This is a genomic window from Caulobacter sp. AP07, from assembly GCF_000281955.1.
Lineage (GTDB): Bacteria > Pseudomonadota > Alphaproteobacteria > Caulobacterales > Caulobacteraceae > Caulobacter.
Map to the genome: position 1 here is coordinate 34,136 of NZ_AKKF01000130.1, position 24,240 is coordinate 58,375.

Below are 24,240 nucleotides of genomic sequence, written 5' to 3' on the forward strand. Positions count from 1 at the left end.
CGCGATGAGGGTCCTGGCTGTTTCCTCGTCGGGCGGTCACTGGGAGCAGTTGATGCTGCTGCGCGAGGCCTTCGCCGATTGCGAGGTCGTCTATGCGACGACCCTGTCGGGCCTCGCCGAGCGCTCGGGCGTCGACGAGGCCACGATCATCCCGGACTTCAACGCACAGAAGCCCGTGAAGACGTTGCTCAGCCTGTGGTCGATCTTCCAGCTGGTGTTGCGGTCCAGAGCCGACGCGATCGTCTCGACGGGGGCCGCGCCGGGCTTCGTGGCGCTGGCGGTCGGGCGGCTGATGGGCAAGCACACCATCTGGATCGACAGCATCGCCAACTCCGAGCGGCTGTCGATGTCGGGCTCGATGATCCGTCGCATCGCCCACCTCAGGCTGACCCAGTGGGAGCATCTGGCGCGGCCGGAAGGCCCCCTCTATGCGGGGGCCGTCCTGTGATCCTGGCGACCGTTGGAACGCAGCTGCCCTTTCCCCGATTGATCCGAATCCTGGACGAGCTGGCTCCGTCCCTGAAGGATCGCGTGGTCGCGCAGATCGGCGACAATCCCGAACTCCCCAAGAACATCGAGCACTATCGAACGATGGAGCCCCGGCAGTTCGAGGAGCTGTTCCGGCAGGCCGACCGCATTGTCGCCCACGCCGGCATCGGGACGGTCCTGGCGGCCAAGAAACATCGGCGCCCGATCATCATCTTCCCGAGGCGGGCGGCCATGGGGGAGCACCGGAACGACCACCAGGTCGCGACGGCCAAGCAGTTGGAACAGCGCCGCGGCGTCTATATCGCGCACGACCGCGACGCGTTGGAAGCGCTGCTGCGGCGTGACGATCTCGTCGCGCCCGAGGCCGACGGCAGCCCTTCGCTTTCCGTCCTGGTGAAGACGATCAATCACTCCCTGAAAACCGCGGCAGGCTGATGTGGCGAGGCGATCCGCCAAATCCGCGAGGCGCCGCCACAGGCTCGACCTAGTCGCCGTCGCGGTGCTGGTCATGGGCCTGTCCGGCTTCGCTGGGCAGGCGGGGGCGGCCGCGCGCTGCGAGGCTGGCGCTGTCGCGCGCAAGGTGGTGATCGACGACCGGCATGGGGAGCGTTACGGCGACCTGCGTTACGGGCGCCGTCTGCTCGCCGACAAGGAAGTGGCGCTGACGTTCGACGACGGCCCACGGCCGGGGACCACGCCGGCGATCCTGGCCACGCTGCGCGAGCACTGCGTGCGGGCCACGTTCTTCATGATCGGTCAGCGGGTCGACGCCCATCCCGAGATCGCGCGGCAGGTTCTCGAGGACGGCCATACCGTCGGATCGCACAGCTGGTCACACCAGCTGATGCCCAGCCTGGCGCCCGCCGATCAGGTCGCTGATTTCGATCGCGGATTCGCCAGCCTCGAGAAGGCTCTTGGACAGCGTCCCGCCCCGGTCTTTCGCTTTCCGCAATTCAAGGACACGGCCGTCTTGCTGGACCACGCGCGGGCGCGCGGCGTGGCCGTCATCAGTACGGATATCAGTTCCGAAGATTGGCGGGGCGATGCGCCGGACGTGACCTTGGCGCGGATCTTCTCCCGGCTGGACGCGCGTGGATCGGGCATCCTGATCCTTCACGACGCCCAGGCCAACACGGCCAAGCTCTTGCCAGCCCTCCTGGAGGGCCTGCGGGCGCGCGGCTACCACGTCGTTCAGATCGTGGCGCGATAGATGGCCCGCCTCCCGGTGTGGCGGCGACGCGTGGTCGAAGTCCTCCAACAAACGCTGTTTTTGTAGAGTTATAATGACCACCGCCAATTCTCAAAACGCCAAGAAGCGCGACGATGGCCTGAAGTCGATCGTATCGCTCACCTGGGTGATGATCGAGAAATTCGGCACGGTCGCGATCTCGATCGTGACCTTCTTCGTCTTCGCGAAAGTCCTGGGGCCCGCGGAGTTCGGGATTGGCGTGTTCGCCATGTCCATCGGCCAGTTCCTGGTGATGGCCTTTACGTCGCTGTTCCAGGATATTCTGGTTCAGAAGAAGGAGATCGACGAGCAGGACAAGAACACCAATTTCTGGTCCTGCGTCGGGATCGGCACGATTGGCGCCTTGCTGCTCGTCATCGGCTCCGTGATCTGGGCTCAGTTCGGCGACCCGCGCGTCGCGTGGATGAGCGCATTCGGCGCGATTCAGATCCCGCTCACCGCGATCTCACTGACCCACATGGCGCTGTTGCGGCGCGCCGACCAGTTCAAGGTGCTTGCCGGCCGGACCCTGATCGGCCGGGCGCTGGGCGCCGCCGTCAGCATTGGGATGGTCTACGGCGGCTACGGAGCCTGGAGCCTGGTCGCCCAGCCCGTGGCCATGAGCGCCTTCGCGACCGCGGCCCTCTGGCTGATGAGCCCTTGGCGGCCAAGGTGGAGCTTCAGCACGCGCCTGATGATGGACCACCTGCGCTTTGGCGCCCCGTTGGCCGTGCGCGGCATGGTGTACGACATCTTCACGCGGTCTCTGCCGATCGTCGTCGGGATCTTCGCCGGCCACGCCGCGACCGGCATCGTCACCCTGGCCTGGCGCATCGTCGAGCTGCCGCGCTCGGCAATCTCGTCCGGCCTGATCGGCTTCTCGCTGCCGCACCTGTCGCGACGCCAGGACAGCCTGGAACAGGTTCAGCGCGCCTATCAGTCCCTGACCCGCGCCACCACCCTGATCACCACCGCCATGTTCCTTGGCGAGTTCATCATCGCCGGGCCGCTGATCCGAATCATCTTCGGGCCGGAGTGGGAGTCGGCCATTCCCACCACCCAGATCTTCGCCGTCGCCGCCGCCTGGAGCTTCGCCCAGCAATATGCCGGTGTCGGCCTGACCGCCGTGGGGCGTCCGGCCGCCCTGCTGGCCTTCCATGTGGTCAGCGTCTTCCTGTCGCTGGCCCTGTTCCCCGCCCTGCTGCTGGCGGGCATGGGGCCGATCTCGGCCGGCGTGATTCAGGTGCTGCGCCTCGCCCTGTGGACCCCCGCCAACTTCTCGATCCTTCGGCGGGTGATGGGCCTTTCGGTGGCCCAGCAGCTCAAGGCCATCACGCCCGCGATCGGCGCGGGGACGGCGATGGTGGTCGCGGGCGTGACCGCGGAGCATTTTCTGCGGCGCCAACTGAGCGATCCGATCCTGTTGGTCGTGCTGATCGGACTGGGGGCGCTGGTCTATGCCGGGGTCCTGAGCGTGCTCGATCGCGCCTGGATTTCCGAATTGTCAGGCCTGTTCAAGCGCGGCCGCGCACGAACCGGCGCGCGCGATAACGCGAAGGGGGCGCTATGACGGACGCAGCGAGCGCGATCACTCCGGCTACGGTTCATGGCCGCGAGCGCGTATTGTTCCTCGACGGCTGGCGCGGCGTGGCGATTTTCAGCGTCTTCGTCGGTCACTTCGCTATCCTGCCAGGCATCAATATCGGCAAGATGGGTGTTGAGCTTTTCTTCGTGCTCAGCGGTCGATTGATGGCCGAAATCCTGTTCGTTGAAAAATACCCGCTCCCGGAATTTTTCTTGCGGCGCATATCGCGTATCTGGCCCGCCCTTTTCTTCTTCGTCCTGGCGTCAGGGGTGGTCTTTGGCGCGAGCGGCTTGCTCCGCGTTGACCTTCTCCACATCGTCGCGGCGCTGACCTTCACCATCAATTACTTTTCGGAATCCCAGGCCCGGTTGCCGCTGTACGACCACATCTGGTCGCTTTGCATCGAAGAGTGGTCCTATGTTCTCCTGGGGATTCTGGCCGTCTTCGCGCGACGGCTTTCATTCGACGTCAAGGCGCTCCTCGCCGGACTGGCGCTGGCCTGCGCGGCGAACGGCGTCGTGCAGACCCTGCTCGGGGGCGACTATTACAGCGTCTACTGGCGGACGGACGTGCGGGCCGCCTCGATCCTGGCCGGCGCCGCAGCCTATCTCTACCTCCGGTCCAAGACGCCACCCGCCTGGACGCCGATCGTGCTGGGCGCCCTCGGCGTCCTGTTGAGCATCAACCACGTGCCCGACATGGTGAAGTATACGGCCGGAACCCTATGCTTCGCCCTTTCAGTCGTCACCCTGCCGGTGGCCCCGCGGTTCGCGCTCCAGATCCTGGGGCATCCGATCGTCGTCCGGATCGGGCTTTGGTCCTTCTCGCTCTACCTTTGGCAGCAGCCCTTCTACAAGCTGATCGGCTCCTTCCCGACCTGGGCCCTATTGGCCATGGCGACGGTCTGCGGCGTGGCGAGCTTCTATTTCGTCGAACAACCCGCGCGGCGTTGGCTGAACCAGTTGCGACGTCCGCGAAGCGTGGCGCCGAGCGCGGCCTAGTTAGCGTGTGGCGGCGTCCAGTCCGGGGCCGAGCATCCGTTCCAGCGCGGGCTTGAGGCGGATCGCGGCGCCTTCCGAGATATGGTTCGCGTCGCGATAGAGCACATGGTCCTGGCGCATGGCCGGGCAGGTTCCGTCGCCGCAGAACTGGGGCGTCAGATCCAGGCGCGTGGCATGGGGCAAGTCCGCGACGGCGGCGCCTTCGGCGATGGCAAGATCGGCGTTGGTCGCGACGGAGGCCTTCACGTCGCAGCTGGAGAGCGGGTGTCCCCGCCTTTGGGCCCGGCCCAGGCACGTGGGGATGTTGAAGCCCGGTCTTGGCGTGTCGGCGATCACCGTCACAGGAATGCCCGCGTCGGAAAATCGCTTGAGGACGCGCTTGAGGCCCTGGCCCCAGACGGCGGCGTCGACCATCGCCGCGTCGTCCTTGTCCGGCGCCGTCGGCGATATGACATAGCCCATGGCGTGTTCCGACAGGATGACCATGGCGGGGCGGGCGGCCAGGATCTGGTCGATCGCGGCCTTGCGCCACGCGTAGCATTCGGAGAACTCGCGACGCAGCCGCGTGCTGAACACCGGGACGTCCGCGACGGCGCAAGACGACTTCAGCACGGCCGTCAGTCGCAGGTTCCTTTCGCGCGCCAAGGCTTCCAGCGGCGTGAACCATTGCGCGGCGTGGGAGTCCCCGAGCAGCACCACGTTCGGGCCGGTCGCCGTGGTGTTGAAGGCGCAGGTCGTCGGCCGGGTGTGTTCCAGCTTCTGCATGCAGCTGGGCGTCGAACTGACGAGGGGTGTCTCTTCGGCGGCCCGGACGATCAACCGCTGTTCGGGACGGTTTCCGATCCTGCGGGCGGTGACGTGGCCGCCGAGGGCGACCAGCGCGCCCGCCAGGCTGATCCCGACGCCCAGGACCAGGCTTGTCCTCGGGCGGGTCATCAGCGAGGGGCTGAGTCTGAGCGGGCGCTCGATCAGTCTCAAGCTGGCCGTCGCGAGGGCCAGGGTCAGCGCGCCGCAGGCGAGGCGTTCCCACCCGGTGAGTTCGGGCTTCAGGATCTGGGCGAAGACGATGATCGGCCAGTGCCAGAGATACAGGGCGTAGGAGCGCTTGCCGAGGAACTGCGCGATGGGAGAGGAGAGCAAGCCCAGGGCGCGGCCGTCCGAAGCGCCGCCGGCCGCGAGCAGGGCCGCCGTGGCGAACACGGGAAGCAGGGCGCTCCAGCTCGGAAACGTGTTCCGCTCGCTCATGACGACGATACAGGCCGCCAGCACGGCCAGCCCCGTCCAGGCCAGGATCCGCGCCGGGATCGGTCGCCGCAGGATTCCGGGCAGCGGGACCAGGAAGGCCAGGGCTCCAATGCCGAATTCCCAGGCGCGGGTCGGCGAGGCATAGAAGGCGACCGGGGGCCAGACGCCGACGACGATGATGCAGGCGACGAAGGAGGCCAGAGTGAAGGCCGCGATCAGCCAGGGCAGGTTGCGAACGCGGAACAGGCTGGCCCCGACCTGCAGCAACAGGGGCCAGACGAAATAGAACTGCTCCTCCACCGCCAGGGACCAGGTGTGCAGGAAGGGGTTCAGCGCGCTCTCGGGCGCGAAATAGTCGAATCTCTGGAAGAGGAGCCAGATGTTGCTGGCGTAGAGCGACGCCGCCGCGGCGCCCTGGGTGACGTGATCCTGTTCGGCCGGCGCCAGGATCAGCGCGCCGGTCGCCAGGGTGGCCACCAGGACGACGAAGGCGATGGGCAGGAGGCGGCGGGCTCTCCTGGCGTAGAATTGCAGGAAGTCGATCCGTCCCGTGCGCGAGATCTCGTCGGTCAGCAGTCCGGTGATCAGATAGCCCGAGATCACGAAGAAGACGTCCACGCCCAGGAAGCCGCCTGGCAGGCCCGGAACGCCGAAATGGAAGGCGATCACGGCGCCGACGGCGAGCGCGCGCAGCCCTTCGATGTCCGCTCTGAAACCGAAGCGCTTCGAGGCGGGCTCGCTCGAAGTCTCGCCGGCGGTGACCGGGGAAATCGCGGCGCTGTCGAGGGCTCGATACATCAGTCGTTAGTACGTCTTTGGATTATGGCGAAAATGGTTTCGATCTTGAATGTGGACGCCACGCTCGCACACGTGCATCGGATCGGTCACCCGCAGCGTCCTGATGATGCGAGTATGGTTAAGGCGAGCGTAGTTTCGATACAGACTTGTTGAATGTTTCGTCACATCTTTCCGACGGAAAGCGCTCGGTGAGACGCTGGATCTCTCGGACGCGCGCGGCATGGGGGCGAGTTCGCCTGTTCGCCGCGAGCCTGACGGCCGCCGCTGGAGCGCCGGTTTTCGGCCGTCAGGCCGGGGATGAAATCGCCACAGGCGATCGGTGGGGGAACTTCGCGTCCTGTAACGCGCGCTGCGCAAAATCTACGCAGACGTAATCCGGGGGCCCCCGAAGATTCGTTTCTGATCCCTCAAGGCGATAGAGAGGCGGAAGGCGCCGGTCTCAACTTGACCCTTGTTGGTCTTCTGTCATTGATCCGATGCCATGTGATGCTAGTGACTTTGCCGATCGGCATTGACGACGGGCGCTTATTGCATGGTCAAGCTGTGGAGCGGCGCTATTCCGTCACGGCTGCCCCAAAAGTGAAGAGTGAAGACGTAGAGCGCACCCATGACGGCTGGTTCCCAAGACTACGGCGCTCAAGTCGATATCCGCCGGGCCCGCGCCCAGGGCGCCCACGCCCACTATCGCGGGCGCACCGAGGTGTATGTCCGGCGTCTGCTGACCGTGATCCTGTACCTGGCGCTCTGGCGCGCCACGGGCATGTGGTACGGCTACCCCTCGCGGTTCCTCGAGGGCGTGAGCGTCGATCCCACCGCCCAGAAGGTGATGCTCTACAGCCTGATTCCGCTGCTTGGGCTGTATGTGCTGTTCGAGCCTCGGCGGTTCTTCGGCTATTTCACGCGCATGCCGCTGATGGCGGCGGGGGTGATCGCCGCCTGCCTCGCCTCGCTGGTCGTTTCCATTGACCTGGGCGCGTCCCTGCGCGGCATCATGGCCGTGGCGATCCTCACCGCGGCGCCGCTTCTGTACCGGTTGCGCTATGGCGGGGCGGAGACCTTCCGCGCGTTGGCGAATTTCGCGATCGTCTCCGCGTTCGCCAACATCCTCTATACCGTGGCGTTTCCGCAGTTCGCCGTCATGGGCGGCTCCTATGCCGGTGACGTGAAGGGCCTGTTCTATCACAAGAACGGTCTGGGCCAGTTCAGCGCGGTCGGGTTCCTGATCCTGTTTTCCGGCTCTGGGCTGTATCGGAAGCTCGACAAGCGCGAGATCCTGCGAAAATGCGCCCTGGTGCTTTCCCTGCTGCTGGTGGTGATCGCCCATTCCTCGACGGCGATCGTCATGGTGTTCACCGGAGTCGCGCTGCTGTTTGGACTGCGCATGCTGCAGAAGATCGGCGACTCGTTGCTGCGCTCGATCATCGTGCTGACACTTTGTATCGTCGTCGGCGTACTGGGATCCTACGTCTATCTCACCGTCGCGGAAGCTATCGCGAGCGCCTTTGGTAAAGACCTTACCTTTTCGGGGCGCTCGGATATCTGGAATCAGCTGATTCCGCTGATCTATGATCGCCCGTTGCTGGGATATGGCTTCGCGACGTTCAGGCAATCCTACATCATCGATCAGTATGTTCATCTGGGACACGGTGTTCTGTCCATCCACAACACCTATATCGAGCTGTGCCTGAATATCGGCGTTCCGGCGACGATCACCTGGTGCGTCTACCTGATCGGCACGGTCTTCCAGAAGATCGGCATGGTCCAAAGGGAGCCGCTTCTGCAGGAAGCCCAGGCCAAGGACATCGTGATCATCCTGTTGATCATGATCGGCTCGATGACCGAAGCCGGATTGATGCTGGCCCCGGTCATTCTCTGGCCGTTCCTGGCCGCCGCCTTGCCTTCGGATCGGCCACGGACCCCATCGGTCGTCGCGGCGCGACCGAGGTGAGGATGAGCCTGTCCGCCGCGACGGCAAATCACGACCGGGCCCTGCTTTCGCCAATCGTCGGCGCGGCGATCTCTGTCTGGACTCGAGCTTGGGGATGCTAGGCGAACATGGTTGACCCGACGACAGATCATGCGGCGGCTCCGCGGGAGAGCGAGGATCGGGTCACGATCTTCGTGGATCGGTTTCTGCCTCCGAGCCAGGCCTTCGTCATTCAGCAGGCCAGCGCCCTTGTCCGCCATCGGCCGGAGTTCCTCACCTTCGGCCGTACCGGCTCGCGCCTGTCGGGGGTCGGTGACTATCCGGTGCGCAATCTGCGGGATTCCCGGCTGGGCCAGGCCGCCGGCCTTCTCCTGAAGGCGCCGCGGCTGGCGCCGGCGGCGCTCTGGTCGGGGGTGAGCGGCACGCGGCTGCTGCACGCGCACTTCGGCAAGAACGGCTACATCCTCGGGCCGCTGGCGCGCACCTTGAACGTGCCGCTGGTGACGACCTTCCACGGCTTCGACGCCACCTACGCCGGTGATCCGGCCACGCCCGGCGGCTTCAACCAGACCCGCTTCTTCCGGACCGGCCGGGCGGCCATGGCCAGCGGGAAGGGCTTTTCGATCGCCGTGTCGGGGTTCATCCGTGAACGGCTGCTGGCCATGGGTTTCGACGAACGACGCATCTTTCAGCACTATATCGGCATAGACACCAAGTTGTTCGCACCTCAGCCCCAAGTCGTGCGGCGCAAGGCCCGCGTGGTTTCGGTGGCCCGTTTTGTCGAATACAAAGGCCATCGCTACATCATCGACGCCCTGGCCAAGGTCGCGGCGGCGGGCGTGCCAGTCGAGTTGGTGATGATCGGCCAAGGGCCGCTTCGCGACGAGATCGAGCAGTTGGCGCGCAGGAGGCTGCCGGATGTCGTCCTCATGGAGAACCTCAGCCAGCAGGAAATCCGTGACGTGGTGTCCAGCGCCAGGGTCTATGTGCACGGCAGCGTCACCCTGGAAAACGGCCACGCCGAAGCCATGGGGCTCGCCAATCTCGAAGCCCTGGGCGTCGGCACGCCGGTGGTGGCCTTTGACTCCGGCGGCGTGGGCGAGGCCATGCGCCCCGGGGTGACAGGTTTCACCGTGCCCGAGCGCGACACCGACGCCATGGCCGACGCCATCGGCCGCCTGCTGACCGACGACGACCTGTGGGCCGCGTCCAGTCAGGCCGCCACGGCGTTCGTGGCGGAGAATTTCGACATCCAAGTGCAGTCTCGGTTGCTTGAGGATTACTACGATGCGGTCGTCGCGCGGTTCAACGCCGAATCCAAGTGAAGCCAGGTCGTTGAGGGTAGCATGAAGAGTTTGAACAAATTCCAATGGCTTCGGAAGTCATTCGTCAAGCTGAGGTGGCTGTACTACACGAAGGTGTGGGGCATGGATATTCATCCGCTGGCGACGTTCTCGACGTCGGCGCGACTGGATATGACCTTCCCGCGTGGAATACATATCGGTGAAGAGACCTATATCGCGTTCGACGCGGCGATCCTGACGCACGACCTGACGCGGGGCCTCTATCTGCACACCCGGATCGGCAAGCGGTGCTTCATCGGCGGCCGCTCGATCATCCTGCCGGGCGTCGAGATCGGTGACGAATGCGTCATCGGTTCGGGCAGCGTCGTGACCAAGAACGTGCCGCCCCGCTCGCTGGTGGCGGGCAATCCGGCGCGGGTCATCCGGGAGAACATCGAGATCATCAGCCGCTATGGCCGGATGAAGACGCCGCGCGACGTCGCCGCCGCGGCGGAGGCCGAGGCCGCGCTGTCGGAGGCGTCCGAGGCCGCGACGCAGGACCCTGTCCCCGCCGAGGCCCACAAATGAGCGCCGCCCAGCCTGTGCACGTGGCCGTGACCGTCATCACCTACAAGCGGCCGGACGGACTGAAGCGGTTGCTCGATGCGCTGGAGGCGCAGGAGCGGCCCGAGGATCTGCCGTTCCGGCTCTCGGTGGTGGTGGTCGACAACGACGAGAACGAGGGCGGGCGCGGGGTGGCCGAGGCCTATCTGAACTCGCCAAGGCTTGATGTCCGGTATTTCGTCGAGCGCCGGCGGGGCATTCCCGTCGCCCGCAACACCGCGCTCGACAACGTTCCGGAGGACGCCGACGCCTTCTGCCTGGTCGACGACGACGAGTGGCCGGTTCTCGACTGGATCGCCAGCCTTCTGCGCAAGTGGGACAACGGTCGCGTCGACTGTGTCTACGGACCCGTCGAGCCGGTCTATCCCGAGGATCCGCCAGCCTGGTTCATCAAGAGCCGGGTGTTCGAGCGCAAGCGGTTCGCCGACGGCGCGCCGATCGGCCACGCGGCCTCGAACAACGCCATGGTCTCGACGGCCTTCATCCGCCGGACCGGGCTGCGCTTCGACGAGCGCATGCGGTTCACGGGAGGCTCCGACTACCGGTTCTTCAAGCAGGGCCGCAAGCAGGGCATGACCATCATCTGGTCGGCCGCCAGCCTGGTCTATGACGAGGTGCCGGCCAACCGGTTGACCTGGAAGTGGATTCTGCAACGCCAGTATCGCCTGGGAAACACCTTCGCCGTCGATGCGCGCCTGGAGGGCGATCGCGGTCAGTCGCTGCGCCTGTTCGCCTATGGCGTGGCGCGTGTCGGGTTCGGCGTCGTGAGCCTGCCGATGGCGCTGCTGGGTCCCTTCCACGCGATGCGGGCCATGATCCACATCCTGCGCGGCTCGGGAACGGTGTTCGGCCTGGTGGGGCACCGGCATGAGGAATACGCGCCCTAGCCGCCCGACCGCCCCGGCGGGCCGACAGGCAAGCAGGTTGTTCCAAAGCGTCCGCACCGACCGAAAAGGCTCGAATGTCCAGTCCGATCCCCGAAGCGACGATCATCGTCACCGTCCACAACTACGTCGACTGCGTGGCCGCGGCGATCGACAGCGCCCTGGCGCAGACGCCGCCGTGCCAGGTCATCGTCATCGACGACGGCTCGACCGATGGCTCGACCGAGGTGGTGCAGGCCTATGCCGACCGTTGCGAAGTGGTGATCAAGCCGAACGGCGGCCAGGCTTCGGCCTTCAACGAGGGCTTCCGGCGTAGCCGGGGGCGCTACGTCTTCTTCCTCGACGCCGACGACCTGTTCCTGCCGGGCAAGGTCGAACGGGTGCTGCGGCTCTATGGCGAGCACGCCGTGGGCTGGGCGCACCATGCCATGTCGCTGGCCGGTCCCGACCTGACGCCCCAGGCGGGCGACGCGCGCAATCCCGCCAACCTGCGCAGCGGCGTCTACGACCTGCGCGAGGCGGCCAGGACGGGCCGGTTCCCCGTCAAGCTGCCGGCGACCAGCGGCCTGTCCTTCGACCGGGAATGCCTGGCGCGGATCATGCCGATGCCTGAAGCGCCGGGCATCATGATGAACGAGTCGTACCTGAAGTTCGGCTGCTGGGCCCTGGCGCCGGGCTATCTGCTGGACGAGCCGCTGGGTGTGCAGGTCGTGCACGGGGGCAACCTCTTCACCGGCCGCGGGGCGCCGGTCAAGGTCCAGAGCTATGCCTATCTGGGGCGCGAGCTGTACGCGAACATCCCGGGGGCCCGGGGGCTGGCGGTTCGCTTCGCCGAGGTCGCCGCCAGTGATCCCAAGGCCCTGTCGGCCAGCAGCGGCGCGCAGGCGATGCTGGGGCAGTTCCGAAACGGCCTGACGACGGGCGAGCGGGCGATGTTCACGCTCCGCACCGCCCTCAAGAGGCTCCGGCGGGCCGCGACGGCCGGCTGACCGCTCCGTCGCCGGCCAGGTCTCACGACGGTGGTGTAATGAGGGCGGTGTACTTGCCGCCCGCGGGCGCGACCTTGCTGAGAATCTGCATGTTCGTCTTGCAGTCCTCGAAGGTGAGGCCGCTGAAATCGCCGCTGGTCGGGCGATCGATGCGCAGGCCCACGTCGCAGCCCTGCACGACGACGTTGCGGGTGACGATGTCGAAGTGGTTGGGACCCGTGTCGATCGAACCCGCCGAACTCGAGGACGCGACCCCTCTCGTGCAGTTCTCGATCCGGACGTCTTCGTAGAGGTGGGTTCGCTGGTCGGACGTCGATGACGCGCCGATCCCCCAGCTGTAGGTGTTCATCCGGGCGCCCCGGCAAACGCCGCGCCGGACGGTCACGTTGTCGCCGAGGAGGGAGATGACGAAGTTCAATCCCGTGAGGTCGAAATCCTCGATCAGCAAGCTGGTGGATTGCACCGTGATCGCCCCCTTGCCGCTGTTCGTCGGCTGAAGCTGCATCGACATGACCGGGTGACGAATGATCACCTCCTCGCAAGCGGTCGCCTGGAAGCAGTCGGCGGCGACGCCTTGCGGCGTGCCATAGTCGGCCGCCTCGTCGATCAACTGCCCCTTCACCGCTTCGGCGAAGACGCAATCGCCGACGACGTCGCGGATCCGGACCATGCCGAGATAGGCGTTGCTCGTGCGCCGAATGGCGATGCCGGCCCTGTTGGTTTCCGGTTGGCCCGCGGCGATGTTCTGAACATCGACCCGAACGATCTGCCATCCGCCGCAACCATTCGTCGGACCGCCGTCGACATTGATCCCGCGGATCGTCGCCCCGCTGAGCATGAGGTCTTGCAGGCGAACGGCCGAAGCGTTGTTGTCGTCGACGGCGTATTCCACGCCTTCACCAAGCCTGGGCTTGGCGCCTTCGCCATAGGCCCCGTAGGTGCAGTTGCTCTTGGGAAGCAGGCCGCCGGGCCAGACACCGCCGCGCTTCAGCATCACGACCGCGCCCGCTGGGATGGACTCGTGGTGCGCCATCGCCAAGCTCGCCCAGGCCGTCTCCGGAGTCTTGCCGTCGGCCGCGTCGTCGCCGGCGGGATCGATGTAGCGATGGACTTCGCTGGCCGCGCAGTCGAAGGCCGGGACCGTGTTGGCCGCGAGGGCGGCCTGGCCGAGAAAGCCGCCGATCAGCAGGCGTCGTAGCCAGAAGGTCCCGCCGGATTTGCGGCCGTTCCCGGAATGGCCGAGGATCAGGCGGTCGAGGGTCTCGGGCGGGGCGGAGAAGGGGTCGTAAGCGAGGGCGCCGCCGAAGGCGAGGATGCGCCCCTGGGGACGAAGGGCGAGGGCCGCCTTGATCGATCCCGGGCCGACGCAGTTGGGGACGCGGGGGCGCAGCACGGCGTGGGTCATGGTGGCCGAAAGCGCATTGTCCTGAGTGCGGCATATCGCGGCCTCGCCGCCGCCACGGGACGACGCGACGCGCACCAGCGGCGTGAACTGGCCGTCGGCCGCGTCCATCTGGGCGTCGAGTTCCAGGGTGAGCGGCAGGCGGAGCTGGTCGCCCAGATCGTCGATCACCAGGCGGTCGGCCGATCGGCGCGTGGGCGCGCCTCGCGTGCATATGGGGCTGGTGATCGTGGGCAGGTTCTGCAGGTCCATGAGAATGAACAGGACGTCCGCGCCGGGCCGCGCGACCACGGCGAGGCGGGATTCCCTCGAGGCGGGCGTGAGGTTGGAGCGCTGAACCCGTCGCCAGGCCTCGTTGTCGAAGGCGACGCCGGAGGCGGAGCCGGTGAGCCGCAATGCGCCGCTTCCGCTCAGGCAGCGGACATAGGCGGCGATGGCGTGTTCGCGCACGGCCCCGATGGAACCCGGGATGACGGCCATGGCCTCCTCGTCGGGATGGGTGTTCCGCAGCCGGTAGACCTTGCCGTTCATCACCCGCGCCGTGAGCAGGTCGTGGAAGATCGGCGCGTTTGACCGCGCGTCACGCGCGTGGTGCAGGGCTTCGTGGTCGTCGATGATCTCCAGCGCGCCGCCGGTCACCTCGAAATCCTGGAGGTTCGCGGGCCTGACATTGTCGGCGGCTATCCGATTGGTCGCGGCCGGCTCGAGCAGCAGCCCCGCCCCGGGGACGATGCGCGGAGCGCCCGCGGGGAAAAGCGCGAGCCGGCCGCTCGGGCTCAGGGCGACACCGCCGCCGCCGGTCCAGTCCGCCTGGGGGAAGTCCTCGATCGCGACGTTGCGCACCACAGCGCGAAGGTTACCGCCCGTCCAGTCGAATGAGGCCCGGTTTCCGGAACGCGGTGCGTCGCCAACCTTCAGTATTGGAATCGAATTTTCAACAACATTGCGCATATGACAGTTCCTTGCGGTCGTCTTGTGCTGTTGTTTGGTTATACAATTGGGATGTCGATGAATAGAGAAACTTAAAGCTTAAGCTTAGAAGGTGGCGACATTTGAATCATTATCGTCCGACGATGACGTAAAAACTGTCATTTTTGGGCGATATACGGCGAACTGATCCGATGAGAGCCGTCCGGCGGATTGCGAAATGTCCGGTAGGGGCGCCGTCCGAGCAGGGCTTGCCGCCGATGGCGGTCGCGCCGACGTCCTGAATCTGGCGAACGTCTCCGTTCCCGACCCCGATGGAATCGCGCGGGACGCGCCAAGGCGCTGTCTCCGGACCTTGGCGAGCAGGTTGTCTCGGGGATCAGCGAGGCCTGTCTAGGGGTAGAAGGAGCGATACCACTCGGTGAAACGCTCCAGGCCCTGGGCGAGCTTGACCTTGGGCCGGTAGCCGGTGAGGGCGTGCAGCTTGGAGATGTCGGCATAGGTGGCCGTGACGTCGCCGGGCTGCATCGGGCGCATGACCTTGACCGCCTCGCGGCCCAGGGCCGTTTCCAGGGTCGAGATCATCTCCATCAGCCCGACGGGGTCGTTGTCGCCGATGTTGTAGATCTCGTGCCCGCCCGCGGCCGGCGGGTGGTCGAGCACCCCGACGACGCCGTCGACGATGTCGTCGATATAGGTGAAGTCGCGGGCCATCCGGCCCTGGCCGTAGACCTCGATCGGCTGGCCGGCGAGGATCTTCTGGGTGAAGCTGAAATAGGCCATGTCCGGCCGGCCCCACGGCCCATAGACCGTGAAGAACCGCAGGCCCGACATCGGGAAGCCGTAGAGCTTGGCGTAGCTGATGCTCATCAGCTCGTTGGCCCGCTTGGTGGCCGCGTACAGCGACACCGGCTCGTCGACCGGATCGGTTTCCTTGAAGCCCGCGCCGTGATCGCCGTCGAGCGACTGGAGACGGTCGCCATAGACCGAGCTGGACGAGGCGTAGACCAGGTGCGCGACGCCGTTGCGCCGGGCGGCCTCCAGCACCGACAGGTGGCCGGCCAGGTTCGAGCGCTCATAGGCGAAGGGGTTGTCGATCGAGTAGCGCACGCCGGCCTGGGCGGCCACGTGGACGATCCGCTTGGCGCCGCTGTCGCGGACCAGCGCCTCGAACGCCGCGCCGTCGGCGATGTCCATGCGGACCATGGTGAAGCCCGGACGGGCCTCCAGCCGCGCCGCCCGCGCCGCCTTCAGCGCCGGATCATAGTAGTCGGTGAAGACGTCGACCCCGATGACGGTCTCGCCTCGGTCGAGAAGGCGGTGAGCGACATGGGCTCCGATGAAGCCGGCGGCGCCGGTGATGATAACGGTCATGGTCCGCCGTCTGTACCTCCGACGCTCGGCCGCGTCCAATGCTGGCATAGGCCGGGCCAGCGAGGATGCACGCGGCAAGCGGGGTGACTATCGACGCGTCAGCAGCGCGGCCTGGGCCTCCGCGCCGGCGGCGTCCAGGGTTCCCGGCACGGGTTTGGCGTCGATGCAGGTCTCGACCCAACGCCGGTCGGCCTTGCTGCGCAACTCCACGAGCTCGGTCGTGCTGACGATGAAGAACCGGTCGTAGCGGGTATTGCGGGCCAGCAGGATATAGCGGCCGCAAATCCAGGCTTGGTCGACGCCTTGGTTCATGGCCTGGTCCGTCAGGATGATCTGGGCGTCCGGATGGCGGTGTTCGAGCGAACGTTGCGCGGCGCCTGAAAGCGCCGCCGAGACCGGGTCGGCCGGGGTCACGTACGCGGTCTCCGCCGGAGGCGTGGTGGCGTTCGGTCTGGGCCCGCAGGCGGCGGGCGCCAGGCAAAGCAGGGCGAGGGCGACGATATCGCGGTGAAGCACGGCTGCGGCTCTTCTGGTGATCGCCACAGCATAGCTTTGATGTCCGCTACGGCATAGTTTCGGCGACAAAATAGGGGCCCGGCGTCGCCGCCGGGCCCCTTGGGTTGTCGCCGTGACGCGGCCCTTAGGCGGCGGCCTTCTCCTTGACGCCGAAGCGGCTGTAGAAGGTCTCGCCCTTGGCGGCCATGTCGCGCAGGAGCTGGGGCGGGGCGAACCGCGCGCCGTACTTCTGGGCCAGGGCGTCGCAGGCCTCGACGAACCTGGCCACGCCGACGCCGTCGATCAGGCTGACCGGGCCGCCGGTCCAGGGCGCGAAGCCCCAGCCCAGGATGGCCCCGACGTCGGCTTCACGCGGGTCGGTGATCACGCCTTCCTCGAAGCAGCGCGCGGCTTCCACGGCCTGGCGGTAGAGCAGCCGGGTGCGGATCTCCTCGATGCCGGCCTTGTCGACCTCGGCGATCTTGACCGGGGCGAGGTCGGCCAGGCCCTTCCACAGCACCTTGGGGCCGCTCTCCGGATAGTCGTAGAAGCCCTTGCCGTTCTTGCGGCCGTAGCGGCCCTCGCCCTCGACCATCTTCTCGATGATCGTGGTGAAGGGGCGCTCCTCGTACTTGTCGCCGAGGTCCTTCTTGGTCTGCTGGGCGATCTTGTAGGAGAGGTCCAGCGCGACGTCGTCGTGCATCTCCAGCGGACCGCGCGGCATGCCGGTGGCCCGGCCGACATTGTCGATGATGGCCGGGGCGTAGCCGTCGGCCAGCAGCTCCATGCCTTCCTGCACGAAGGTGCCGAAGCAGCGCGACGTGTAGAAGCCGCGGCTGTCGTTGACGACGATCGGGGTCTTCTTGATCTTCAGGACGTAGTCGATCGACTTGGCCAGGGCCTCCTGCGAGGTTTCCTCGCCCATGATGATCTCGACCAGGCCCATCTTGTCGACCGGCGAGAAGAAGTGGATGCCGATGAACGAGGCGGGGCGCACCGACGCCTTGGCCAGGCCGGTGATCGGCAGGGTCGAGGTGTTGGAGCCGAAGATCGCGGTCTCGGCCAGTTGGGCTTCGGCCAGCTTGGTGACCGACGCCTTGACGTCGCGGTTCTCGAACACCGCCTCGACCACCAGGTCGCTGCCCTTGACGTTGGCGTAGTCGGCGGTGGGGTGGATGAGGGCCAGGATACCCTCGCCCTTTTCCTTGGTCATCTTGCCGCGCGACACGGCCTTGTTGACCAGGGCTTCGGCGTAGCCCTTGCCCTTGTCGGCGGCTTCCTGCGTCTGGTCGATCAGCACGGTCTCGATGCCGGCCATGGCCTGGACGTAGGCGATGCCCGCGCCCATCATGCCGGCGCCCAGCACGGCGACCTTCTTGACGTCGTAGTGCGGCACGCCGGCCGGACGGCCCGAGCCCTTGCCCAGTTCCTGAAGCGACAGGAACAGGGTGCGGATCATGCCCTTGGCCTGGGGCGACATCAGGGTCTTGAGGAAGTAGCGGGTCTCGATGCGGATGGCCGCGTCGAACGGCACCTGCAGGCCCTCATAGACCGCCTTCATGATGTTCAGCTGGGCCGGGTAGTTGCCGTAGGTGCTCTTGCGCAGCATGGCGTTGCCCATGACGAACACCTGGCTGCCGCCGGCCGTGTAGGGACCGCCGCCGGGCAGCTTGAAGTCCTTCTTGTCCCACGGCGCGACCGGGTCGCCCTTGGTCTTGACCCAGGTCTTGGCCGCCTCGACCAGCTGGTCGGCGGGGACGACCTCGTGCACGACCTTGAAGCCCAGGGCTTCGGCCGGCTTCATCGACTTGCCTTCCAGCAGGAACGGGGCCGCGGCCATCACGCCCATCAGGCGGGTCAGGCGCTGGGTGCCGCCGCCGCCGGGCAGCAGGCCGACCTTGGCTTCCGGCAGGCCCAGCTGGATCTTCGGATTGTCGGCCACCACGCGATAGTGGCAGGCCAGGGCGACTTCCAGGCCGCCGCCCAGCGCCAGGCCGTTGATCGCCGCGGCGATCGGCTTGCCGCCGGTCTCCAGGGCGCGGAACGCCTTGTTCAGCGCGAAGCCGGCGTCGAACGCCGCCTTCAAATCACCGCCGCCGATGCCGCCTTCGGCCCCGCCCAGTTCGCCCAGGTCGGCGCCGGCGCAGAAGCCGGTGGTCTTGCCCGAGGTCAGGACGGCGCCCTTGATGGCGTCGTTGGCTTTGATGGCCTCGACCACTTCGCCGATCTCGCGGATCACCGAGGCGGTCAGGGTGTTCATCGTCCGGCCGGGGACGTCGAAGGTGACCAGGGCGATCCCGTCGCCGTCGACCTCGATCTTGAAGTTTTCCATGGTTCTAATCCTTAGATCGTCGACTAGACGCGTTCGATGACGGTGGCGGTGCCCATGCCGGCGCCGACGCACAGGGTGATCAGGGCGGTCTCCTTGTCGGAGCGCTCCAGCTCGTCGAGCATGGTGCCCAGGATCATCGCGCCGGTGGCGCCCAGGGGGTGGCCCATGGCGATGGCGCCGCCGTTGACGTTCATCTTGTCGTGCGGGATGTCCAGCGCCTGCATCATCCGCAGGACGACGGCGGCGAAGGCCTCGTTCAGCTCATAGAGGTCGATGTCCTTGACCTCCATCTTCAGCTTCTTGAGCAGCTTTTCGGTGACCAGCGACGGGCCGGTCAGCATGATCGAGGGCTCCGAACCGATCGAGGCCATGCCCTTGATGCGGGCGCGGGCCTTGAGGCCCAGGGCCTCGCCCATTTCCTTGGTGCCGATCAGCACGCCGGCCGCGCCGTCGACGATGCCCGAGCTGTTGCCGGCGTGGTGGACGTGGTTGACCTTTTCCACCTGCGGGTAGCGCTGCTGCGCCACGGCGTCGAAGGCCATCTCGCCCATGCCGGCGAACGAGGCGTTCAGCGAGGCCAGGGTCTGCATGGTGGTGTTGCCGCGCACGGTTTCGTCGTGGTCGAGGATGGTCAGGCCCAGCTGGTCCTTCACGCCGATCACCGACTTCTTGAAGCGGCCGTCGGCCCACGAGGCGGCGGCGCGCTTCTGGCTTTCCACGGCATAGGCGTCGACGTCGTCGCGCGAGAAGCCGTAGAGGGTGGCGATCAGGTCGGCGCTGACGCCCTGCGGGGTGAAGTAGGTCTTGAAGGCCGAGGACGGGTCGGTCGGCCAGGCGCCGCCGTCGCTGCCCATGGGCACGCGGCTCATGCTCTCGACGCCGCCGCCGATGGTCAGGTTGGCTTCGCCCGACATCACCTTGGCCGCGGCCATGTTCACGGCTTCCAGGCCCGAGGCGCAGAAGCGGTTGATCTGCACGCCGGCCACGCTCTCGGCGTAGTCGGCGGTCAGCACGGCGGTGCGGGCCACGTCGGCGCCCTGCTCGCCCACCGGCGAGACGCAGCCGAGGACGACGTCGTCGACCTTGGAGGTGTCCAGGCCGTTGCGGTCGCGCAGGTTCTCGAGAACCTGGGTGGCCAGGGACAGGGCGGTGATCTCGTGCAGAGACCCGTCCTTCTTGCCCTTGCCGCGCGGGGTGCGCACGGCGTCAAAGATGTAAGCGTCGGCCATTTGATGGCTCCTTCCTGCGTAGGCTTGGATGGTTCGTTAACCAAAAGGGCGTCTGTTTCCGGTGGCTTGGAGAACAGGACGATGACGGCAGCTGAGCGCTCGACGGACGCCGCCCACCCGGTGGTGAGCGACTTCATCGCGCGCGGCTATCATGTGTTCGAGGGCGGCGTGGACCCGGCGGCGGCCGGCGACCTGCTGGCCAAGATCCGGGCGCTGCGGACCTTCGATACGGACCTCTTCCTCGGCGAGGCCGAGTTCGACGCCGACCCGCAATATATCGGGGTGAACCCCGCGCCCGGCCGCAACCTGCTGGAACGGTTCGAGGCCGAGCTGGCCTTCGTCGAGAACGACCCGGCCATCGTTTCGGCCCTGACCGCCCTGCTGGGCGAGGGCTACGAGATCCTGCTCAAGAAACTGATCTGCGGCGTGCCGTCCAGCGTCGTGCCCGACTGGCTGAAGGCCCGCATCGCCGGCAACCCGGTCAACAACCTGGGCGCCTATGTGAAGGCCCCGTTCCGGGACATCACCTATTTCTACGGCATCGACTTCCACCAGGACCTGATCGACTACAAGGACCGGGAAGCCGACTTCATCACCCTGTACATCTACCTGCACGACGTCGGCACGCATGACGCGCCGCTGTTCCTGCTGGAGGACAGCCACAAGCTGGGCGGGACGCTGTTCCCGCACGACCTGACCAAGAACGCCACGGGCGAGAATGGGGTCGGCTGGCTGTATCGCGACGGGCGCGGCCATGAGGTCCAGACCCGGCAGCACCTGCTGACCGGCCAGACCGGCTACGCGGCCATGTGGCACGCCTGCACCCTGCACGGCACCCAGCCCGACGCCGCCGACAACGAGCGCCTGAGCCTGCGCTACCTGATCGCCCGCAAGCCGGGTGTTCCCGCCCCGGGCATGGACGCGGTCAACGCCACCCTGCTGGGTCCGCTCAGCCTGGAGGCCACGCGCCAGGACCTGGACGCGCGCGGGGCGGCCCAGATCAAGGCGAACAGCGTCAACAAGGCCTGAGGCGTGGGTCATTATTTCCACGGTCCGATCGGCGCCTTCGCCGTCTGGGCGCAGGACAGGCCGCGCGCGCCGGACTTGGCGCTGTAGGTGACGCGGTAGCCGAACTCCGGCGCGGCCAGCCGGCAGGGCGTGAAGCCCGACGTCGTCACCGACAGCGACCAGTCGGCCACCTTCGAGCGCAGCAGGTTGTTGCACTGGACGTTCGGCCCCAGCGGCACGGTGAACTCGGTTCCCGGCGGCGGCTTGTAGCCTGGGCGCTTGGCGATCAGCTTGCCGGAGAACTCCAGCGGGCGACGGCCCTCCGCGCGGACGCAGACGACCGCGGAACGGGACTCCTGGGCAGGCGGGGGGGCGTCGACGAACATGGCTAAAGCGTCCTCGCGATCAGCAGTTTCATGATCTCGTTGGTGCCGCCGTAGATGCGCTGCACGCGGCTGTCGCGGTACATCCGGGCGATCGGATATTCGTTCATGAAGCCATAGCCGCCGAACAGCTGCAGGCAGCGGTCGACGATCTTGTTCTCCAGGTCGCTGACCCAGTACTTGGCCATCGAGGCGGTGGCGGCGTCGAGCTTGCCGGCCAGGTGCTGCTCGATGCAGTGGTTGACGAACACCTTGGCGACGGTCGCCTCGGTCTTGCATTCGGCCAGCACGAACTGGGTGTTCTGGAAGTCGAGGATCGCCTTGCCGAACGCCTTGCGCTGCTTGACGTAGTCGATGGTCAGCTCCAGGGCCCGCTCGATGGTGGCCATGCCCTGGACGGCGATGTTCAGCCGCTCCTGGGGCAGCTGGCCCATCAGCTGGAAGAAGCCCTGGCCCTCGTCGGAGCCCAGCAGGTTCTCGGTCGGGACCTTGACGTCGTTGAAGAACAGCTCGGAGGTGTCCTGGGCCTCGTGGCCCAGCTTGTCGAGGTTGCGGCCGCGCTCGAAGCCTTCGGCCCCGTCGGTCTCGACCACCACCAGCGAAGTCCCGCGCGCCCCGGCCGTCGGGTCGGTCTTGGCGACGACGATGATCAGGTTGGCGGTCTGGCCGTTGGTGATGAAGGTCTTCGACCCATTGATCACATACTGGTTGCCGACCGGCTTGGCGGTGGTCTTGACCCCCTGCAGGTCCGAGCCCGCGCCCGGCTCGGTCATGGCGATGGCCCCGACCAGCTCGCCGGTCGCCAGGCGCGGCAGCCAGCGCTGCTTCTGCTCTTCCGTGCCGTAGTGCAGGATGTACGGCATGACGATGGCGTTGTGCAGGCTGATGCCGAAGCCGTCGACGCCCTTCAGGCCCAACTGCTCCATCAGCACGGCCTCGTGGCGATAGTCGCCGCCGGCCCCGCCGTATTCCTCGGGCATGGAGAGGCCGAGCAGGCCGGCCTCCCCCGACTTGTTCCACATGGCCCGGTCGACGACGTGGTTCTTGCGCCACGTCGCGACCACGGCCTCGGGGGCGTGCTCGTCGAAGAACTTGCCGACCGCGTCCTCGAAGATCGCGATGTCTTCCTCGGCCATGAAGGCCGGCTTTTCCACGTTGAGCACGCCCATGATCAGAAGGCCTCCGCGGGCAGGGCCATCAGGGTGGCCGAACCGGTCTTCAGCTTGGCCAGGTGGGCGCCGGCGTCGGGCAGGACGCGCTCGATGAAGTAGCGGGCGGTGACCACCTTGGTCGAATAGAACGGGTCGGACGAGCCGGCCGCGATCTTGGCGTTGGCGGCCTTGACCATCAGCGTCCACATGTAGGCCAGGCCCGTCAGGCCGAAGAGGTGCATGTAGTCGGTCGAGGCGGCGCCGGCGTTGTCGGGGTTCTGCAGGCCGTTCTGCATCAGCCACATGGTGCCGTCCTGCAGTTGGGCCTTCACCCCGGCCAGGGCCTCGACGAACGGCTTGAGGGCCTCGTCGCTGTCGTTCTCGCCGATGAACTGGTCGATTTCCTGGAAGAAGGTCATCACGCCGCGGCCGCCCTTGGAGGCCAGCTTGCGGCCCACCAGGTCCAGCGCCTGGATGCCGTTGGTGCCTTCGTAGATCAGGGCGATGCGGACGTCGCGCAGGTACTGGCTGGCGGGGAAGTGCTCGGTGAAGCCGCTGCCGCCGTGCACCTGCATGGCGTCCGAGCAGATCTTGAAGCCCTTGTCGGTCAGGTAGCCTTTCAGCACCGGCGTCATCAGGCCCATATAGTCCTCGGCCTTGGTGCGGGTGGCCTCGTCCGGGTGATGGTGGGCCAGGTCGCCGTGCAGGGCGGTCCAGAACAGGAAGGCGCGGCCGCCTTCGATCAGGGCCTTGCTCTCCAGCAGCATGCGGCGCACGTCCGGGTGGACGATGATCGGGTCGGCCGGGCCGTCCGGGTTCTTCGGGCCGGTCAGCGAGCGGCCTTGCAGGCGGTCCTTGGCGAAGGCGGCGGCGGCCTGGTAGGCGGCCTCGGCCTGGGCGACGCCCTGCAGGCCGACGCCGATCCGGGCCTCGTTCATCATCACGAACATCAGCTTCAGGCCGCTGTTCTCCTCGCCGATCAGCCAGCCCTTGGCGTCCTCGTACTGCATGACGCAGGTGGCGTTGCCGTGGATGCCCATCTTCTCTTCGAGGCCGACGCACTTGGCGCCCTCGTTGCGGTCGCCGACCGAACCGTCTTCCTTGGGCAGGAACTTGGGCACGATGAACAGGCTGATGCCCTTGACGCCGGCCGGGGCGCCCTCGATGCGGGCCAGCACCAGGTGGACGATGTTGTCGGCCATGTCGTGCTCGCCGGCCGAGATCCAGATCTTCTGGCCGGTGATGCGGTAGCTGCCGTCGGCCTGCGGAACCGCCTTGGTGCGCAGCAGGCCCAGGTCCGTGCCGCAGTGCGGCTCGGTCAGGTTCATGGTCCCGGTCCACTCGCCCGAGACCATCTTGGGCAGGTAGAGGTCCTTCTGGGCGTCGCTGCCGCCGGTGTGGATGGCCGAATAGGCGCCGTGCGCCAGGCCCGGATACATCGAGAAGGCCATGTTGGCCGACGAGCTCATCTCGCTGAAGGCCAGGTTGACGACGTGGGGCAGGCCCTGGCCGCCATAGGTCGGGTCCGAACCCAGGCCGGTCCAGCCGCCTTCGCACAGCTGCTTGTAGGCTTCCTTGAAGCCGTCCGGCGTCTTGACCGTGAAGTCCTTGTTCCAGACGCAGCCCTGCTTGTCGCCGACGTGGTTCAGCGGGGCCAGCACCTCGCCGGTGAACTGGGCGGCGGCCTCGAGGATCTGCTCGACGGTCTCGAACGGCGCGTCGGCGAAGCCGGGCAGGTTGCCGTGCTGATCGATGTTGAGCACGTCGCGCAGGATGAAGGCGTGTTCGCGAACGGGCGGCTGGTAGGTCATGGATCAGTCCTGGTCAGGCGGGTCGGGGAGGGTGGAGGCTCTCGCCCGCCGTCGCGGTCTGGCGAAAGCGGGCGG

The 24,240-nt window shown here is 66.7% G+C and carries 20 protein-coding genes; 11 read left to right on the plus strand and 9 right to left on the minus strand.

What is annotated here, in order from left to right:
• Positions 1 to 4: 4 nt before the first annotated feature.
• The 5 genes from PMI01_RS08720 to PMI01_RS08740 all read left to right on the plus strand — a co-directional run bounded on the left by PMI01_RS08720 (position 5) and on the right by PMI01_RS08740 (position 4,303).
• Positions 5 to 448, plus strand: coding sequence for a glucuronosyltransferase (locus tag PMI01_RS08720; protein ID WP_202948072.1), 444 nt, complete (start codon positions 5 to 7; stop codon positions 446 to 448).
• A complete protein-coding gene (locus PMI01_RS08725) occupies positions 445 to 924 on the plus strand; it encodes a glycosyltransferase (protein WP_007666920.1) in 480 nt (159 codons plus the stop codon). Before PMI01_RS08720 ends, PMI01_RS08725 begins: the two co-directional genes overlap by 4 nt.
• Positions 925 to 997: 73 nt before the next feature.
• Complete coding sequence (locus tag PMI01_RS08730) at positions 998 to 1,699, plus strand: polysaccharide deacetylase family protein (protein ID WP_007666922.1); 702 nt, start codon at positions 998 to 1,000, stop codon at positions 1,697 to 1,699.
• A gap of 73 nt (positions 1,700 to 1,772) precedes the next feature.
• Positions 1,773 to 3,287: an oligosaccharide flippase family protein gene (locus PMI01_RS08735; RefSeq protein WP_007666924.1), complete on the plus strand. Its 1,515-nt coding sequence runs from the start codon at positions 1,773 to 1,775 to the stop codon at positions 3,285 to 3,287.
• On the plus strand, positions 3,284 to 4,303 hold the full coding sequence (locus PMI01_RS08740; RefSeq protein ID WP_007666926.1) for an acyltransferase family protein: 1,020 nt from the start codon (positions 3,284 to 3,286) through the stop codon (positions 4,301 to 4,303). Before PMI01_RS08735 ends, PMI01_RS08740 begins: the two co-directional genes overlap by 4 nt.
• Here PMI01_RS08740 and PMI01_RS08745 read toward each other — a convergent pair whose 3' ends face one another.
• On the minus strand, positions 4,304 to 6,346 hold the full coding sequence (locus PMI01_RS08745; protein ID WP_007666928.1) for an acyltransferase family protein: 2,043 nt from the start codon (positions 6,344 to 6,346) through the stop codon (positions 4,304 to 4,306).
• 607 nt (positions 6,347 to 6,953) lie between these two features.
• Between PMI01_RS08745 and PMI01_RS08750 the strand changes: the two genes are divergently transcribed.
• The 5 genes from PMI01_RS08750 (at position 6,954) to PMI01_RS08770 (ending at position 12,053) form a co-directional block, all read left to right on the plus strand.
• On the plus strand, positions 6,954 to 8,294 hold the full coding sequence (locus PMI01_RS08750; protein ID WP_007666930.1) for an O-antigen ligase family protein: 1,341 nt from the start codon (positions 6,954 to 6,956) through the stop codon (positions 8,292 to 8,294).
• Between the two features lie 107 nt (positions 8,295 to 8,401).
• A complete protein-coding gene (locus tag PMI01_RS08755) occupies positions 8,402 to 9,598 on the plus strand; it encodes a glycosyltransferase (protein WP_007666932.1) in 1,197 nt (398 codons plus the stop codon).
• Positions 9,599 to 9,700: 102 nt separating this feature from the next.
• Positions 9,701 to 10,144, plus strand: coding sequence for an acyltransferase (locus tag PMI01_RS28120; RefSeq protein ID WP_304412070.1), 444 nt, complete (start codon positions 9,701 to 9,703; stop codon positions 10,142 to 10,144).
• The gene (locus tag PMI01_RS08765; protein WP_007666935.1) at positions 10,141 to 11,067 is read left to right on the plus strand and encodes a glycosyltransferase family 2 protein; all 927 of its coding nucleotides are present in this window, start codon (positions 10,141 to 10,143) and stop codon (positions 11,065 to 11,067) included. Before PMI01_RS28120 ends, PMI01_RS08765 begins: the two co-directional genes overlap by 4 nt.
• A 74-nt stretch (positions 11,068 to 11,141) precedes the next feature.
• Positions 11,142 to 12,053, plus strand: coding sequence for a glycosyltransferase family 2 protein (locus PMI01_RS08770; RefSeq protein ID WP_007666937.1), 912 nt, complete (start codon positions 11,142 to 11,144; stop codon positions 12,051 to 12,053).
• Between the two features lie 22 nt (positions 12,054 to 12,075).
• Here the strand turns inward: PMI01_RS08770 and PMI01_RS08775 are convergent, their stop codons facing one another.
• The 5 genes from PMI01_RS08775 to PMI01_RS08795 form a co-directional block, all read right to left on the minus strand.
• Positions 12,076 to 14,298: a hypothetical protein gene (locus PMI01_RS08775; RefSeq protein WP_157223716.1), complete on the minus strand. Its 2,223-nt coding sequence runs from the start codon at positions 14,296 to 14,298 to the stop codon at positions 12,076 to 12,078.
• Positions 14,299 to 14,775: 477 nt separating this feature from the next.
• Positions 14,776 to 15,756 (minus strand): NAD-dependent epimerase/dehydratase family protein, encoded by a 981-nt coding sequence (locus PMI01_RS08780; RefSeq protein WP_007666940.1) that lies wholly within the window; start codon positions 15,754 to 15,756, stop codon positions 14,776 to 14,778.
• Positions 15,757 to 15,843: 87 nt separating this feature from the next.
• Positions 15,844 to 16,272, minus strand: coding sequence for a hypothetical protein (locus tag PMI01_RS08785; protein ID WP_007666941.1), 429 nt, complete (start codon positions 16,270 to 16,272; stop codon positions 15,844 to 15,846).
• Between the two features lie 124 nt (positions 16,273 to 16,396).
• A complete protein-coding gene (locus PMI01_RS08790; RefSeq protein WP_007666942.1) occupies positions 16,397 to 18,583 on the minus strand; it encodes a 3-hydroxyacyl-CoA dehydrogenase NAD-binding domain-containing protein in 2,187 nt (728 codons plus the stop codon).
• Between the two features lie 23 nt (positions 18,584 to 18,606).
• A complete protein-coding gene (locus PMI01_RS08795; protein ID WP_007666943.1) occupies positions 18,607 to 19,812 on the minus strand; it encodes an acetyl-CoA C-acetyltransferase in 1,206 nt (401 codons plus the stop codon).
• Between the two features lie 81 nt (positions 19,813 to 19,893).
• On the opposite strand from PMI01_RS08795, the gene PMI01_RS08800 reads away from it, so the two are divergent.
• Positions 19,894 to 20,841, plus strand: a complete 948-nt coding sequence (locus PMI01_RS08800; protein WP_007666944.1) for a phytanoyl-CoA dioxygenase family protein — start codon at positions 19,894 to 19,896, stop codon at positions 20,839 to 20,841.
• 11 nt (positions 20,842 to 20,852) lie between these two features.
• On the opposite strand, the gene PMI01_RS08805 is transcribed toward PMI01_RS08800, so the two are convergent.
• Genes PMI01_RS08805 through PMI01_RS08815 form a run of 3 tightly spaced genes read right to left on the minus strand, consistent with a single transcriptional unit; the run spans position 20,853 to position 24,165 of the window.
• On the minus strand, positions 20,853 to 21,206 hold the full coding sequence (locus tag PMI01_RS08805; RefSeq protein ID WP_007666945.1) for a hypothetical protein: 354 nt from the start codon (positions 21,204 to 21,206) through the stop codon (positions 20,853 to 20,855).
• Between the two features lie 2 nt (positions 21,207 to 21,208).
• Positions 21,209 to 22,372 (minus strand): acyl-CoA dehydrogenase family protein, encoded by a 1,164-nt coding sequence (locus PMI01_RS08810; protein ID WP_007666946.1) that lies wholly within the window; start codon positions 22,370 to 22,372, stop codon positions 21,209 to 21,211.
• A 2-nt stretch (positions 22,373 to 22,374) separates the two neighbouring features.
• Positions 22,375 to 24,165 carry an acyl-CoA dehydrogenase C-terminal domain-containing protein gene (locus PMI01_RS08815; protein ID WP_007666948.1) on the minus strand — a complete coding sequence of 597 codons (1,791 nt, stop codon included), beginning with the start codon at positions 24,163 to 24,165 and terminating at the stop codon, positions 22,375 to 22,377.
• Positions 24,166 to 24,240 lie beyond the last annotated feature (75 nt).